Origin of the sequence: Lysinibacillus sp. NPDC093216, assembly GCF_050280325.1 — a bacterium.
In the GTDB taxonomy this organism is placed as follows: Bacteria; Bacillota; Bacilli; order Bacillales_A; family Planococcaceae; genus Lysinibacillus.
In genome coordinates this window covers 74,724-89,631 of record NZ_JBNNVB010000017.1, presented here as the reverse complement: position 1 = coordinate 89,631, position 14,908 = coordinate 74,724, and the positions used below count along the sequence as shown (strand labels likewise).

The window sequence follows — 14,908 nt, the reverse complement described above, 5'->3', positions numbered from 1 at the left end:
GAGGAATTTTTTTGTGGTATTACGAAAAGAAGCTCCAGTATCCAGTAAGGGTGAGTACATGTAACCCAATGCTAGCTAAGTATTTAATTGAGCAGTATGGTGGTGCAGATGGAGAATTAGCAGCGGCACTTCGATATATGAATCAGCGCTATACTATTCCTGATAAAGTAGTGGGTTTGTTGACAGATATAGCTACAGAAGAATTTTCTCACTTGGAAATGATTGCCACGATGGTTTATAAACTTACGAAGGATGCCACCCCAGAGATGCTTAAAGAGGCAGGTCTTGGAGAACATTATGCCAATCATGACAGGGCATTATTTTATCAGAATGCAGCTGGAGCACCGTTTACGGCAACTTATATTCAGGCCAAAGGGGATCCGATTGCTGATTTGTATGAGGATATTGCAGCTGAAGAAAAGGCACGAGCGACATATCAATGGATTATTGATTTATCAGATGACACAGATTTGAATGATAGCTTAAAATTTTTACGCGAACGAGAAATCGTCCATTCTCTACGTTTCAGAGAGGCGGTAGAGATTTTAAAAGACGATATGGATAGCAAGAAAGTCTTTTAATTTTTTCAGCCATTGTTTTCTGTAGCGTCAGCGCAATTATGCCGAAGCAAAATTGATAAAATATAACAGGCTGTTTCAAGGGAAACCTTTTGACGCAGCCTCTTTTGATCCCTTTTTCTATTCAATATTTGAAAATACAGTGAGATCCTTTCTATGCCCAATCATCACTAATATATCTTTTTCCTTAATAGTCTCATCAGGAGAGGGTAAAATGGTAATATTACCGTCTCGAACTATGGCAATAACACTGACATTATATTTAGCTCGAATGTCTAAATCCCGTAGATTATGACCAGCCATTTTAGAAGGAATCATAATTTCCTCTATACTGTATTCCTTTGACAATTCAATGTAATTTAGCATATTCGGTGAAAGTAGCTGATTGGCTACACGTTCCCCCATATCTCTCTCAGGGTAAATAACCCACTCAGCACCCACCTTATCTAAAACTTGTCCATGTCTTTTTCCGAGAGCCTTTGCAATTATTTTTTTGATACCTAGCTCCTTTAATAAGGAGACCGTTAAAATACTTGATTGCATATCAATACCTATAGCAACAATGACACAATCGAAATTTCTTATCCCAATGGAGTTAAGAGCTTTTTCTTCTGTCGTATCAGCAACTACTGCATGCGTAACATATTGTTCGGCATCTTCGACTCTTTCCTCGTTAATATCGATTCCTAAAACTTCATGTCCAGCTTCATACAACTTGCGTGCTACGCTTACTCCAAACCGTCCAAGACCTATAACAGCATATTGTTTGATAGACATTGTACTCATCGCTCCTTTATCATGGTTACCCGATCATTATATTTCCTTTTGGATGACGGAAAGCCTCTTTTTTTCGTCGATTTGTAATAGCAAAAGCAATTGTTAAAGGGCCTAATCTTCCGATAAACATAGTTAATATGATAAGAAGGCGGCCACCAGTTGATAGCTCGGGAGTTAGCCCCATTGAAAGTCCAGCTGTTCCAAATGCAGAAGTAGCCTCAAATAAATACATCATAAAACTATGACGTTGTTCAATAATACTTAAGACAATGGTAACAAGTACGACAATCATCATCCCACACATTGTGACTGTTAAAGCTTTTAAAATCGTTTCATGAATAATTCTACGTCTAAAAAGCACAACATCTTCTTGCCCTTTTAATTGAGACCACATCGTAGCAACTAAAACAGCGAAGGTCGTTATTTTAATACCTCCAGCAGTTGAACCAGAACCGCCTCCGATGAACATTAGCCAAATGATTAAAAATAAAGTTGAATGTGTTAAATCACCAATAGGAAGGGTATTAGAGCCAGCAGTTCTAGGTGTAACTGCTTGGTATAATGAACCAAGAATTTTGCCCCATTCAGATAGTTGCCCAAGGGTTTTACTATTACCGTATTCAAATAAGAAAATTAAAATCGTTGAGCCGACTGTTAAAATAAGCGTTGTTGTTAATACAATTTTTGTGTGCACTGAAAGTCGTTTCGTTCCGCGGTATTCATATAGTTCATTTATAACAATAAACCCTAAGCCTCCAATCAAAATAAGTGCACAAATAGTAATTACGACGAAAGGATCGTCTACGTATTCTGTTAAGCTCTTATAGCCACCCATTAAATCAAATCCAGCATTATTAAAATTCGATATCGCATGGAAAAATCCGAAATAAAAGGCTTTACCTACAGGCATATCGAATGAAAAACGAATAGATAAAATGAAGCCACCTATAAATTCAATCAGTGCTGTAAATAACAGTATCCGTTTAACTAATTTAACTAGACCAGCAATTGTAACGTTATTAAATGCCTCCTTTAACAAAAGCCTTTCTTTTAAAGAAATCTTTTTTCCTAATAGCAAAAATAAAAACGTCGCGAACGTCATAAAGCCCAGCCCGCCAATTTGGATAAGAAAAAGAATAACTAATTCTCCAAATATCGAAAATGTATCACCGGTATCTACAACAACCAGTCCTGTTACACACGTAGCTGAGGTAGCAGTAAATAAAGCATTTAAAAATGAAAGACCTTTATCATCGACCGTTGCAATGGGGAGCATTAACAAAAATGTTCCGATTGAAATGATGACGGCAAAGCCTAGCACAAGTATTTTTGGAGGATTTAATTTATTTTTAAATGTTTTCATTTTTATCTCCCCATTGAACCTTTAATTTAAAACTTTGTATGTTTATGGTGTCCAAAAGCAAGCTGAAAATTCTTAAGGTAAAAAAACCAAAAATTCATCAGATTAATTCGTACACTTTCTATTGACCATTTTTAGACAATACGTTATAATTCTTTAGTACACAGCAAATGGTTATTTGCCTATTTGTGTATTGACGTGTGTTCGGAGGGAGGGAAAGAGAGATGTCAAAAACTGTCGTTCGCAAAAACGAATCGCTTGAAGATGCTCTTCGCCGCTTCAAACGTACTGTATCAAAAAGTGGTACAATTCAAGAAGTTAGAAAGCGCGAGTTCTACGAAAAACCTAGCGTAAAACGTAAAAAGAAATCAGAAGCTGCACGTAAACGTAAGTGGTAATTTAATTTCCCATTAAAAATCCCTACGTTCATAACACGCAATTGTATGATTCACTGAGCAGACAAAGATATACCTGGAATTAATCGCATGTCGGTTAATTTCAGGTATTTTACTTTAAGCTCTCAAATTACGTACATATTGAAGAAGCCGAATGTGATCCCTGAGATTCATTCGGCTTTTATGTTATATACTGATTGTATAAATATAAATTAAAAATTCACGGTATAATAAAATTATTAGGATTTATGAAACTTTTTAGTTAGTCAGTCGTATATACAGGAGAGAAGCATGTTAGAAGGGAGGGAAAAAGATGCGGAGACGAAGAATCCTCAGTTATTTATTAGTTATTTGGATGACATTTTTGTTAGCGTTTCCATTAACATCTGCTTTTGCAAGTAGTAAGGTCTACCACATACCTATTCATGATGAAGTAGAGCGAGGACTTCACGCATTTTTAGAACGAGCTTTTAAAGAGGCGGAAGAAAACTATGCAGAGGCGATTATTTTAGACATCCATACGCCGGGCGGTTTCGTGAATGCAGCTGGTGATATTGCTATGCTAATGGATGCAACGGATATACGTAAAATTGCGTATATTAACAAAGATGCGCATTCAGCAGGTGCCTTTTTAGCCTTACATGCGGATGAAATCTATATGGTGCCAAGTGGAACGATCGGGGCGGCTGCAGTTATTGATTCAGCAGGAAATGCAGCAGACTTAAAGGCTCATAGTGCATGGGTTGCTCAAATGGAAGCAGCTGCAGAATCGAAAGGTCGCAATCCAATCTATGCACGAGCAATGGCTGATGTATCTGTTGATTTACCAGAATTTCGAGCAGGAAAAGGGAAATTATTAACTTTATCTGCCTCGGAGGCAAAAAAAGTTAAATATTCTAATGGGACGGTTTCGAATTTCCAAGATCTTTTAGAAAAAACGCAATTAAATGGTAGTGATATCGTTCCAATTGAACCTACTTTTGCTGAAAAACTTGCTCGTTTTATTACGAATCCGATTATAGTTCCGATTTTATTGTCGATTGCAAGTTTGGGACTTGTAGTTGAGCTATATTCGCCAGGTTTTGGTGTTCCAGGTATAATGGGATTGTCAGCACTTGGATTATTTTTCTTCGGTCATATGGTGGCAGGCTTGGCAGGTTATGAAGCATTACTTTTATTTATTGTAGGCTTAGCGCTTGTTGTAGCGGAATTTTTTGTCCCGGGAGGTATTGTTGGTATTTTCGGCGGTGTGCTAATATTACTAAGTCTAATACTGGCAGGTGCAAACATGATGCAAATGATTATAGCGATTTTCATTGCGCTTGTTGTAGCGATAATAGGGATGGTGATCCTGATGAAATTTTTTGGTAAAAAAATGCATGTTTTAAACAAGCTAGTCTTGATGGATGCGACAACAACGGAAGAGGGCTATGTATCTAACGTGAATCGCACAGAGCTGCTCGGAAAAGTAGGTACAACGGTTACGCCACTTCGTCCGGCAGGTACAATGCTATTTGGTAGTGAACGCATTGACGTAGTATCGGAAGGTGGCTATGTTGATGCTGGGAAACATGTAGAAGTTATTAAAGTAGAGGGCTCACGTATTGTTGTGAGACGAACAGAAGAAGAGATGGAGGAATAGCAAATGGGAATTGATTTAGCTTTAATAGGTCCAATTGCAGGGCTAGTCATATTATTTATTGTTGTCGCGGTATTCTTTACCTTTGTACCAGTGGCGCTGTGGATTTCTGCTCTTGCTGCAGGTGTCCGCGTTAGTATTTTCACTTTAATCGGTATGCGATTACGTCGTGTAATCCCGTCACGAATTGTGAACCCATTAATTAAAGCGCATAAAGCAGGTTTGCCTGTGACGATTAATCAACTAGAAAGCCACTATTTAGCTGGTGGTAATGTAGACCGAGTTGTCAATGCGTTAATCGCAGCTCATCGTGCAAATATCGAGTTAACATTTGAACGTTGTGCGGCAATTGATTTAGCGGGTCGTGATGTATTAGAAGCTGTACAAATGTCTGTTAACCCGAAAGTTATTGAAACACCATTTATTGCGGGTGTTGCTATGAACGGGATCGAAGTAAAAGCGAAGGCACGTATTACAGTGCGCGCAAACATTGAACGTTTAGTCGGTGGTGCTGGTGAAGAAACGGTTATTGCCCGTGTAGGTGAGGGGATCGTTTCTACAATTGGTAGCGCCTCTAGTCATACGACAGTTCTTGAAAATCCTGATATGATTTCTCAAACTGTATTAGCAAAAGGCTTAGATTCTGGAACAGCATTTGAAATCTTATCAATCGATATTGCGGACGTTGATATCGGCAAAAACATTGGTGCTGAATTACAAATTGAACAAGCACAAGCTGATAAAAACATTGCCCAAGCGAAAGCTGAAGAACGTCGTGCAATGGCTGTAGCGAACGAGCAAGAAATGATTGCACGCGTACAAGAGATGAAGGCAAAAGTAGTAGAAGCAGAAGCTGAAGTACCACAGGCAATGGCAGAAGCTTTACGTTCGGGTAATCTTGGTATTATGGACTATATGAATTACCGCAACATTCAAGCAGATACAGCTATGAGAGACTCCATTTCTAAAGTAAGCTCAGATAAATCAGAAACAAATGGACCTAACGAATAAAAAACTGAAAGGAGCAGTACTAATAAATGGAACAATTAATTATATTTGTGATAATTGCCATAGTCAGCTCTATTTTCGGTAAAGCAAAGAAGAAAGAACAAAAACCAATGCCTCCTTTTAATAAGGATTCTCATGTTGATCCTCCTATTACAGAAAAAGCAGAGATGTCTTCAGAGCAACGTCCTGCTTCTAAATCACAGAGCTTTGAAGATTTTGCACGTGAATTTTTAGGTGATTGGAAAAATGAGCAATCTAAAGTGGAAGAGCCGAAAAAATTTGTCGAAGAAACAGTGAGTAAGGAAGTTCCAAGCTATGCAGCTCCACCGTTAATCCCGACTGAGAAAGTAAGTCGTACTACGAATAGAGAAAGTATCGCTCGTTTGGCAGCTGAGAAAAAAGTTGTGGGAGTAGCTGAATCTCAATCTGCTTTTCAATTGCCAAAATCAAAAAAATCATTAATGCAGGCTGTTGTAATGGCAGAAGTTTTAGGTCCTCCAAAAGCAAAAAGAAAATAACTAGCATGTCCTCCTTTTTCGATGCATATATTGCCGAAGAAGGAGGCATTTTTTATGAGAAAACTATTTCAATTAACGCCACTACTTGAATTATTACAATATGAAACATTAAAAATCATTGGCCCATATCGTTTTCTACATGCTGATGCTTCATCATGCTCTTTTATTTATGCAGACTATCATATTACTGTGCGTGGGAAATCGGTGGAAATTAATGCTCTTAAAGAAGAAATGCTTCATCTTTCTGTAGAGGATTTGCAGGAGCTTCATCTGAAAATGACAAAGGATATGGGTGTGAGCGATAATGTGGAATAATCGGCCAATTATCATACGTATAAAGCGCCATGAAAATGTTCATCCTTTTATTCAAGCATTGCATGCACAACATGTGCCATTAAAGCGGATTGTCTTTCGTGAGCAAGAGGTTGCTTTTGAAACAACGATGCATTATCTACCAAAGATACGCCGTGTACGTAGACGTTACCGACTTAAAATGGCTGTCTATTATTCAGATGAGCTTCAAGTTTTACGAGCGCAGCTTTGGACTTTGCTTGGCCTAGCGTTGATGATATTAATACCATTGCTATGTGCACAGGTTATTTGGCGTATTGATATTAAAGCGGCAACGCCAGAGTTAGAGGCACGTCTAGGAAAGACCTTTCAAGATACATTTCAACTAGAAACACCCATTTCTAAAAAAGACTTACCCTCAGATGCTGTCATTCGACAGAAGCTATTAGAAGGGCATCGAGATCTTTCTTGGGTGCATATTGAAAAGCATGGTGGACGTATAACTTTACGACCTCAGGAATCCCCGAAACAAACTAAACAAACGAATGAGAAACTAGCGACGCATTTAGTGGCAACAAAAGGTGGTGTTATTACCCACTTTAATATTCAAAATGGTGAACGTAAAATTTCAGTCAACGATACTGCTTACGAAGGTGATGTTCTCGTAAGTGGTGTAATTGAAAGTGGTGAAGATCAAGTCTTTGTTGGGGCAAAGGGAGAGGTCTACGCTGATTATTGGCTCGAATGTTCATTTAAAATTCCGAAAAAGCTAACGATGGAAACGCTACAACAGAAGCAGTGGCGTGTATTAGTGAAAGGCATTCATCAAGAAAAAGAAAAAGTTGACTATGTACAAAAGAAAGATTTACCAAGCTGGCTCGATCCGTATGTTTCAATTGTTGAAGAGCAGAACACTAAAAAAGTGCAAGTAGAGCTTGATGAATCCAAAATAGATTCATTGCTCATACCATTACTTCATGAAAAGGTAATACGTTCATTACCTGCTAAAACGGTTATAAAAAAAGAAAACCTTTTACAGGTAAAGTGGGGGGATGGTACAGTTGAAGGGAAAGTTCTATTTTTAGTCAATGAAAACATTGCCAGTCCAATACAAGGCCCACAAGGAGAATGATTATGTCAGAACATTTAACTGTATTACAAGTGGATAATCCAAACGAAGCGGTTATGCTACTCGGAATTTCCGATGCAAATATGAAGTTAATCGAAGAGGCACTACAAGTCCACATTATTACACGTGGTGAACAAATTCAGCTTGCTGGTGAAGAGGATGCAAAGGAACAAGCGACATTCCTTTTACATGCTCTTCTAAAGGTCATTCGTAAAGGAATTAATATTGATCAGCGTGATGTTGCAACTGCTATTGAAATGACACAAAAAGGAACGATTGAATATTTTGCAGAACTTTATGATGAAGAAATTGCACGCACGACGAAAGGAAAGCCTATTCGTGCAAAAACAATCGGTCAACGAGAATACATACAAGCAATCCGTCATAAAGACGTTGTTTTTGGTATCGGTCCAGCTGGTACTGGGAAAACGTATTTAGCGGTAGTCATGGCAACGCAGGCGCTAAAAAATGGGCACGTTAAGCGTATTATTTTAACACGCCCTGCAGTAGAGGCAGGAGAGTCTCTAGGCTTTCTTCCGGGGGATTTGAAGGAAAAGGTAGATCCTTATTTACGACCTCTTTATGACGCTTTAAACGATATTTACGGGACAGAACAAACTCAAAGACTTATTGAACGAGGAACAATTGAAATTGCACCTTTAGCGTATATGCGTGGCCGTACATTAGACGACGCCTTTGTTATTTTAGATGAAGCTCAAAATACGACACATCAGCAAATGAAGATGTTTTTAACGCGTCTAGGCTTTGGCTCAAAAATGGTCATTACAGGCGACAAAACACAAATGGACCTACCGAAAAATACGGAATCTGGGTTAATCGTAGCAGAACGCACACTAAAGTATGTAAAATCAATACATTTCCAAATTTTAGAACAAGGCGATGTAGTACGCCACCCAATCGTAGCAAAAATCATCAAAGCCTACGAAGAACAGCAACTTTAGAATTGCGCTATGCGTAATTCTAAAGTCTGCACCGAAAGTGGAGTGAAACGGAACGACAGGTGCAACGGTTTTAAAAAGTCTGCACCGAAAGTGGAGTGAAACGGAACGACAGGTGCAACAGAGTTAGAGTAAATGCGACGGGTATAAAAATTAACAAACGTGAAAATACTTGGAAAATGGAAAAATTTGTGACAGCTATACAATTTGTATAGCTGTTTTTTTGCTTTCTTATACATTTTTCGGGAAAAATGTTTTTTGAATTGGTATGATAGTAGATAGATAGAGGAGGTGCCGGATGGAGAAACAATTAAAAAAATTTACAGAACTTATTGGCTTCCGCTACTTTTTAATTGTCGTTCTCATCTTAACAGGAGCCCTACAATTTACTTTTATGTATGGCAATGTTAAAGGTGTTACATATGATTTTAAACCATTACAACTAGCGCCTGAAACAGTACGATCTACTAAAACGATAGAAGATACTTATAAAACACAACAGGAACGAGAAAAAGCAGCGAATGCGGTTGAGCCAGTCTATCAATTTTCTGCGGATGTTGCTAAGCAGCGAGCTGCGATTGTAACGTCTTTATTTGACTATGTTCTCGACGTAAAGGCGGATGTTGAGAGTAGCAAAGAACCTATTCCGATTGCCGACCAAGTGGCGAAGCTGCGCAAAAAGTTTGAATCCATTGATTCAGAGCAAATGCCAATTATCTTTACTGATTCACAGCTAGAGGGTTTGTTAGTACAAAGTGAAGCAGATTTAAAAAGAACAAGTACGCAACTATCAAAATCTGTGCAGGAATATTTGCAAAAATCTATTCGATCAGAAAATGTGTTTGCGGGTCAAAATGATTTTGAGACAAAAATTCGTGGACAACGAGGATATCCGGATAAAATATTTAATACGGTAGTTTTAATTGGACGTACTAGTATTATCGAAAATGAGACGATAAATGAAGAACAAACGAAAATTCGAAAGGATCAAGCGAAGGAATCGGTTGAACCAACTCGAATTCTTCAAGGTCAAATCATCGTACAGGAAGGTCAAATTATTGATAATGAGGCGTTTCGTCAATTAGAACTTCTAGGTATGGTGAGTAATAAAGCATCGATGAAACCGATTGCAGGGCTGATTATTTTAATACTTTTGGAAATGACGTTCATGTTTGTTTTATTTGAACGTTTGGATACAGATGAGCACAAGAAACGTAATGCGTTGTTGGTGACAGTAATTGTTTATGGTTTATCCATCTTGCTGATGAAATTTATAAGCCTAGTTTCTAGTGGCTTCGATGTTACGGTTGCCTTCCTTTTCCCAACAGCTTTGGCAACAATGCTTGTACGGCTATTAGTGGATGACCGTGCTGCGGTACTTATTACGGTTATGACAGCGGCATCTGCGGGTGTTATTTTTCAGGAGGGTTATTCATCTGTTATGCAGATGGAAATTACACTGTATATAATTTTTGGAGGCTTTGCGAGCTTATTCTTTTTGGGGAGTATGGAAAAGCGTTCGCATATTTTACATGCTGTAGGTGTTATCGGGCTAGTAAATATGTCATTTATCGCATTTTATTTACTGATGACACAATCTACTTACGGTTTGTCAGAGTTGGTGTATTACTTTATAGCGGCGTTGATATCGGCTCTATTATCAGGTGCTCTTACAATGGGTCTTTTACCATTCTTTGAATCAGCGTTTAGTTTATTGTCGTCGCTACGTTTAATTGAATTATCGAACCCAAATCATCCGTTGCTGAAAAAATTACTAATGGAGGCTCCAGGAACATATCATCATAGTGTAATGGTGGCGAACTTAGCGGAGGCGGCATGTGAGGAAATTGGAGCGGATGGATTACTGGCTCGTGTAGGATGCTATTATCATGATATTGGCAAAACGAAGCGTCCTGCCTTTTTCATCGAGAATCAAATGTCTGGTGTTAACCCACATGATTCATTGCCTCCAGAAAAAAGCGCGGAAATTATCATCGCACATACAACTGATGGAGCTGAAATGCTAAAACGTTATAAGATGCCACAGGAAATTATCGATATTGCCTTGCAGCATCACGGATCTAGTCTGTTAAAGTTCTTCTACTTTAAAGCGAAGGAAGAAGGAAAATGTTTAGATGATACAAAGTACAGATATCCAGGTCCGAAGCCACAAACGAAGGAAGCGGCAGTTATTAGTGTTGCAGATAGTGTTGAGGCAGCGGTTCGATCGATGAAGGAACCGAATGCAGAGAAAATTAAAAAGTTGGTACGAGCGATTATAGATGATCGAGTACAAGACAATCAATTTGATGAATGCGATATTTCAATAAAAGAGTTAAAATGTATAGAGCGAGTACTTTGTGAAACGTTGAATGGAATTTTCCACTCACGAATTGAATATCCAAAGGCAGATAAGTAGGAGGATCTATGATTTTAACAATTGATTTTACAGATGAAACAAATGAAGTGGCTGCTGAGCATATGGAGCTTGTTGAAAAGCTTTTACAGCATGCAGCGAAAGTAGAGAATATTGAACCGGAAACAGAAGTGTCAGTGACGTTTGTTACAAATGAAGCGATTCAAGAAATAAACCGAGAATATCGTGACAAGGATCAGCCGACAGATGTTATCTCGTTTGCCCTTGAGGAGTTAGGTGAGGGAGAAATAGAAGTAACATTTGAAGGGATGCCCCGTGTGTTAGGAGATATTATTATTTCAACGGATCGTACAAAAGAACAAGCTGAGGAATATGGGCATACATTTGAACGAGAATTAGGCTTTTTAGCGGTTCACGGTTTCTTACATCTACTTGGTTATGATCATATGGTGCCGGAAGATGAAAAGGTGATGTTCGGTAAGCAGGATGAGATTTTACAATCTTTCGGCTTAGGACGAGAATAAATGAATGTTCGCAAATTCGTACGCTCTTTTGGGTATGCCTTTAAAGGTATTCTTACAGCCTGTGCTGAGCAAAATTTTATATCCCACTTGCTAAGTGCGGGAATAGTTTTGATTGCTGGCTATTTTACGGAGTTATCACGTATGGAATGGTATATTGTGTTGCTATTAATAGCACTAATGTTTGCACTTGAAATGATTAATACTGCAATTGAACGAGTAGTAGATTTAGCTTCACCTACTATCCATCCACTTGCTAAGCAGGCAAAAGATCTTGCAGCAGGCGCAGTACTTGTATTTGCGATATTCAGTGCTATAATCGGATTACTCATATTTATACCGAAATGGTTTTAAAAATATTACTCGGTCATGAAGTAGTAGCTATTGTGCTGGAGAATTATGATTATTAGGTTCGTCACCAAAAGTTAAGTGAGGACATTTGTTAATCCATGCTATAAGTTGATTGTAGTGGAGGCTGGGCGACTCCTTGGGGATCAGCAATAGAGGAACGAAGGCTAAAAGCATCACATCCTGTGATAACGCCTTCGTGACCAACATCGTGTTGGCCCGAGACCATGGAGCGCAAGCGAAGCGGCTCATCGGACGCGCCCAGGAAAGCGCCCAGCCGGAACGGAAATCAACCCACGTTATGGTGATGAGCTATTTTTTATTTTATGTAGAGGAGAACATTAATGACAATTGATATGCATGCATTACTAGAAGAATCAAAAAAAGCGCGTGAAAAGGCTTATGTACCTTATTCAAAATTTAAAGTTGGCGCGGCGATTTTAACGAAAAATGGAGAGGTTATTCATGGCTGCAACATTGAAAATGCTGGCTATAGTATGACCAATTGTGCTGAACGTACAGCATTTTTCAAAGCCGTGTCAGAAGGTATTTATGATTTTGAGGCGATCGCTATTGTAGCTGATACGGATGGACCATGTGCGCCATGCGGAGCTTGTCGTCAAGTGATGATGGAATTTTGCAAACCATCTATGCCTGTATATTTAACAAACTTAAAAGGTGATGTCACGGTAACGTCTGTAGGCGAATTACTACCGTTTGCATTTACAACGGAGGATTTAGAGAATGCTGGAAAATAACAATGGCTATAAGTCAGGTTTTATCTCCATAATCGGGCGACCAAATGTAGGAAAATCAACATTTTTAAACCGTGTCATTGGTCAAAAAATTGCGATTATGAGTGATAAACCACAAACAACACGAAATAAAGTACAAGGTGTACTAACAACAAATGATAGCCAAATGATTTTTATAGATACACCAGGAATCCACAAGCCGAAACATAAGCTAGGGGATTTTATGCTAAAGGTTTCTAAAAATACTTTGCGTGAAGTGGATGTTATTATGTTCATGGTAAATGCAGAGCAGAAACTTGGAAAGGGTGACGAATTCATCCTTGAAATGCTGGCGGGTAATCCAACGCCTGTCTTCCTAGTGATTAATAAAATCGATCAAATTCATCCTGATGAATTAATAGGGATTATTGAAAGCTACAAAGAGCGTTATGACTTTGCGGAAATAGTTCCGATTTCAGCGTTACAAGGGAATAATGTAGAAAATTTATTAACTACATTAACGAAATATTTACCAGAGGGGCCACAATATTACCCAGCAGATCAAGTAACAGATCATCCTGAGCGTTTTATTATTTCAGAGTTAATTCGTGAAAAAGTGTTACATTTAACGCGTGAAGAAATACCTCATTCCATTGCTGTTGTTATTGATAAAATTCGCCGTGATGAGGAAAACGAAGATAAAATTCGTGTAGCAGCAACGATTATTGTGGAAAGGGATTCTCAAAAAGGGATCGTCATTGGTAAACGTGGAGCGCTACTAAAAGAAGTAGGGATACGTGCAAGAAAAGATATTGAAATGCTTCTTGGTTCAAAAGTGTATTTAGAGCTTTGGGTTAAGGTACAAAAGGATTGGCGAAATAAATCAACACATTTACGTGACTTCGGTTTCCGTGATGATGAATATTAACTTATTTCAGCGGCTGTACTAACATCAGCTGAAATAGAGGAACTCAGTCTAAGAACGTCACGTCCCGTGGCAACGTCTGAGTGACCAACATCATATTGGCCTAAAGCCTCTGGCAGATGTCACGGAATTATGCCGAGGCATAATTGATGAGATATGCTGTAAACACAAAACAACTTTACAACATTCCTATCTGTCGCTGTAGTTTTAAATGGAGCTGTCCAATAATTTATTGGACAGCTCTATTTTCACTTCTATTTGGACACCCGCTGATAGAAGTGAAAGCCTCCGGCGGATGTCACGGAATCGGAAAGGAGTTAATAAAGGGGTTAGCCTAAAATCATCGCATCCATGCGATAACGGCTAACTGACCTGCATCGGTAAAAACGCCACGTCCTGTGGCATTACCGAAATGACCGACATCGTGTCGGCCCTCACGCAGGCCAAAGCACAAAGCCGATTCCGGACGCATTGTTTATCTGCGCGACAGCGGCAATTATGCCGAGGCATAATTGATTGCAAAGGTTGAAAAGGAGGGGAATCGATGCTTCATAAATGGGAAGGGATTGTCCTAAAGGTACGTGCCTATGGAGAATCAAATAAAATTGTAACATTACTAACGAGAGAAGCAGGAAAGGTTGCAACGATGGCTCGGGGAGCGAAGAAGCCTTCCAGTAGGTTAGCATCTGTGACACAGCCTTTTACGTATGGCATGTTTATGGTACAGCATCATACCGGTATGGGGACATTGCAACAAGGAGAGCATCTAAATTCAATGCGTCATATTCGTGAGGATATAATGGCAACGGCCTATGCAAGTTATATAATGGAACTTGTTGAGCGTGTAGTAGAAGAGGGAAAACCTGAGCCACTTGCATTTGATGTGCTCCTTCAAGCATTACAAGCAATTGAGGAAGGTTACGACCCGGAGGCTATTACATTGTTCGTTGAATGGAAAATGCTGCCCTATACTGGCGTGCAGCCTATTTTACATGCTTGTGCTGCTTGTGGTGCAGTAGACGGAGAATTTGCATTTTCTTTTGTCCAGGGAGGTTTTTTGTGTCATCGTTGTTATCATCATGATCCTTATATCATTCGATTAACACCGACTCAGCTTAAGCTTATCCGAATGTTCTATACTGTACCGATTGACCAGATTGGGAAATTAGAATTAAAAAAGGAAACAAAATATTTTATTAAAAAAATAATTACAACAATTTACGAGGAACAAACAGGAATTCGTTTTAAGACTAAAAAATTTATCGAACAGCTTGAAAGAACGCCTGAATTTCAGCTAAGAACGAGTGCTGATCAAGAAAAAACGCCAGAAGATCATTAATATTGATCTT

General features: G+C 38.8%; 16 protein-coding genes. 14 read left to right on the top strand and 2 right to left on the bottom strand.

Annotated features, from left to right (window positions below; all coding sequences use genetic code 11):
* The first annotated feature begins 11 nt into the window (after positions 1-11).
* Positions 12-581, top strand: a complete 570-nt coding sequence (locus ACQKOG_RS17790) for a manganese catalase family protein (protein ID WP_370079427.1) — start codon at positions 12-14, stop codon at positions 579-581.
* Positions 582-698: 117 nt separating this feature from the next.
* Here the strand turns inward: ACQKOG_RS17790 and ACQKOG_RS17785 are convergent, their stop codons facing one another.
* Together ACQKOG_RS17785 and ACQKOG_RS17780 are read right to left on the bottom strand one after the other, a co-directional pair.
* A complete protein-coding gene (locus tag ACQKOG_RS17785) occupies positions 699-1,355 on the bottom strand; it encodes a potassium channel family protein (RefSeq protein ID WP_370079425.1) in 657 nt (218 codons plus the stop codon).
* A 25-nt stretch (positions 1,356-1,380) separates the two neighbouring features.
* Positions 1,381-2,718, bottom strand: a complete 1,338-nt coding sequence (locus tag ACQKOG_RS17780) for a TrkH family potassium uptake protein (protein WP_370079423.1) — start codon at positions 2,716-2,718, stop codon at positions 1,381-1,383.
* Between the two features lie 221 nt (positions 2,719-2,939).
* Here ACQKOG_RS17780 and rpsU point away from each other — a divergent pair, with 221 nt between their 5' ends.
* The 13 genes from rpsU (at position 2,940) to recO (ending at position 14,898) form a co-directional block, all read left to right on the top strand.
* On the top strand, positions 2,940-3,113 hold the full coding sequence (gene rpsU, locus ACQKOG_RS17775) for a 30S ribosomal protein S21 (RefSeq protein WP_004227078.1): 174 nt from the start codon (positions 2,940-2,942) through the stop codon (positions 3,111-3,113).
* A gap of 310 nt (positions 3,114-3,423) precedes the next feature.
* Entirely contained in the window at positions 3,424-4,752 is a 1,329-nt protein-coding gene (locus ACQKOG_RS17770; RefSeq protein WP_402875032.1) for an NfeD family protein, read from the top strand.
* A gap of 3 nt (positions 4,753-4,755) precedes the next feature.
* Positions 4,756-5,760 (top strand): flotillin-like protein FloA, encoded by a 1,005-nt coding sequence (gene floA, locus ACQKOG_RS17765; RefSeq protein WP_370079419.1) that lies wholly within the window; start codon positions 4,756-4,758, stop codon positions 5,758-5,760.
* Positions 5,761-5,786: 26 nt separating this feature from the next.
* Positions 5,787-6,275 carry a hypothetical protein gene (locus tag ACQKOG_RS17760; RefSeq protein WP_427447686.1) on the top strand — a complete coding sequence of 163 codons (489 nt, stop codon included), beginning with the start codon at positions 5,787-5,789 and terminating at the stop codon, positions 6,273-6,275.
* Positions 6,276-6,329: 54 nt separating this feature from the next.
* Positions 6,330-6,590, top strand: a complete 261-nt coding sequence (locus tag ACQKOG_RS17755) for a hypothetical protein (RefSeq protein ID WP_370079415.1) — start codon at positions 6,330-6,332, stop codon at positions 6,588-6,590.
* Positions 6,580-7,698, top strand: a complete 1,119-nt coding sequence (locus tag ACQKOG_RS17750; protein ID WP_427447684.1) for a sporulation protein YqfD — start codon at positions 6,580-6,582, stop codon at positions 7,696-7,698. The genes ACQKOG_RS17755 and ACQKOG_RS17750 overlap by 11 nt, the downstream gene beginning before the upstream one ends.
* Before the next feature lie 2 nt (positions 7,699-7,700).
* On the top strand, positions 7,701-8,657 hold the full coding sequence (locus ACQKOG_RS17745; RefSeq protein WP_370079411.1) for a PhoH family protein: 957 nt from the start codon (positions 7,701-7,703) through the stop codon (positions 8,655-8,657).
* A gap of 295 nt (positions 8,658-8,952) precedes the next feature.
* Positions 8,953-11,073, top strand: a complete 2,121-nt coding sequence (locus ACQKOG_RS17740) for an HD family phosphohydrolase (RefSeq protein WP_370079409.1) — start codon at positions 8,953-8,955, stop codon at positions 11,071-11,073.
* Positions 11,074-11,081: 8 nt separating this feature from the next.
* On the top strand, positions 11,082-11,555 hold the full coding sequence (ybeY, locus tag ACQKOG_RS17735) for an rRNA maturation RNase YbeY (protein WP_370079407.1): 474 nt from the start codon (positions 11,082-11,084) through the stop codon (positions 11,553-11,555).
* A complete protein-coding gene (locus ACQKOG_RS17730) occupies positions 11,556-11,906 on the top strand; it encodes a diacylglycerol kinase family protein (RefSeq protein WP_370079405.1) in 351 nt (116 codons plus the stop codon). It abuts the gene before it with no gap.
* Positions 11,907-12,244: 338 nt separating this feature from the next.
* Positions 12,245-12,658, top strand: coding sequence for a cytidine deaminase (locus ACQKOG_RS17725; RefSeq protein WP_142509859.1), 414 nt, complete (start codon positions 12,245-12,247; stop codon positions 12,656-12,658).
* Complete coding sequence (gene era / locus ACQKOG_RS17720) at positions 12,645-13,562, top strand: GTPase Era (RefSeq protein ID WP_370079403.1); 918 nt, start codon at positions 12,645-12,647, stop codon at positions 13,560-13,562. Before ACQKOG_RS17725 ends, era begins: the two co-directional genes overlap by 14 nt.
* Positions 13,563-14,103: 541 nt before the next feature.
* Positions 14,104-14,898 carry a DNA repair protein RecO gene (recO, locus tag ACQKOG_RS17715; RefSeq protein ID WP_370079401.1) on the top strand — a complete coding sequence of 265 codons (795 nt, stop codon included), beginning with the start codon at positions 14,104-14,106 and terminating at the stop codon, positions 14,896-14,898.
* Positions 14,899-14,908 lie beyond the last annotated feature (10 nt).

Bases quoted from the DNA above. Each gene is read 5' to 3' on its own strand.
- ACQKOG_RS17755 (WP_370079415.1), top strand. From the start codon at position 6,330: ATGAGAAAACTATTTCAATTAACGCCACTACTTGAATTATTACAATAT.
- ACQKOG_RS17780 (WP_370079423.1), bottom strand. From the start codon at position 2,718: ATGAAAACATTTAAAAATAAATTAAATCCTCCAAAAATACTTGTGCTA.
- ACQKOG_RS17750 (WP_427447684.1), top strand. From the start codon at position 6,580: ATGTGGAATAATCGGCCAATTATCATACGTATAAAGCGCCATGAAAAT.
- ACQKOG_RS17770 (WP_402875032.1), top strand. From the start codon at position 3,424: ATGCGGAGACGAAGAATCCTCAGTTATTTATTAGTTATTTGGATGACA.
- ACQKOG_RS17760 (WP_427447686.1), top strand. From the start codon at position 5,787: ATGGAACAATTAATTATATTTGTGATAATTGCCATAGTCAGCTCTATT.
- ACQKOG_RS17730 (WP_370079405.1), top strand. From the start codon at position 11,556: ATGAATGTTCGCAAATTCGTACGCTCTTTTGGGTATGCCTTTAAAGGT.
- ybeY (WP_370079407.1), top strand. From the start codon at position 11,082: ATGATTTTAACAATTGATTTTACAGATGAAACAAATGAAGTGGCTGCT.
- recO (WP_370079401.1), top strand. From the start codon at position 14,104: ATGCTTCATAAATGGGAAGGGATTGTCCTAAAGGTACGTGCCTATGGA.
- floA (WP_370079419.1), top strand. From the start codon at position 4,756: ATGGGAATTGATTTAGCTTTAATAGGTCCAATTGCAGGGCTAGTCATA.
- ACQKOG_RS17740 (WP_370079409.1), top strand. From the start codon at position 8,953: ATGGAGAAACAATTAAAAAAATTTACAGAACTTATTGGCTTCCGCTAC.
- era (WP_370079403.1), top strand. From the start codon at position 12,645: ATGCTGGAAAATAACAATGGCTATAAGTCAGGTTTTATCTCCATAATC.
- ACQKOG_RS17745 (WP_370079411.1), top strand. From the start codon at position 7,701: ATGTCAGAACATTTAACTGTATTACAAGTGGATAATCCAAACGAAGCG.
- ACQKOG_RS17785 (WP_370079425.1), bottom strand. From the start codon at position 1,355: ATGTCTATCAAACAATATGCTGTTATAGGTCTTGGACGGTTTGGAGTA.
- ACQKOG_RS17725 (WP_142509859.1), top strand. From the start codon at position 12,245: ATGACAATTGATATGCATGCATTACTAGAAGAATCAAAAAAAGCGCGT.
- rpsU (WP_004227078.1), top strand. From the start codon at position 2,940: ATGTCAAAAACTGTCGTTCGCAAAAACGAATCGCTTGAAGATGCTCTT.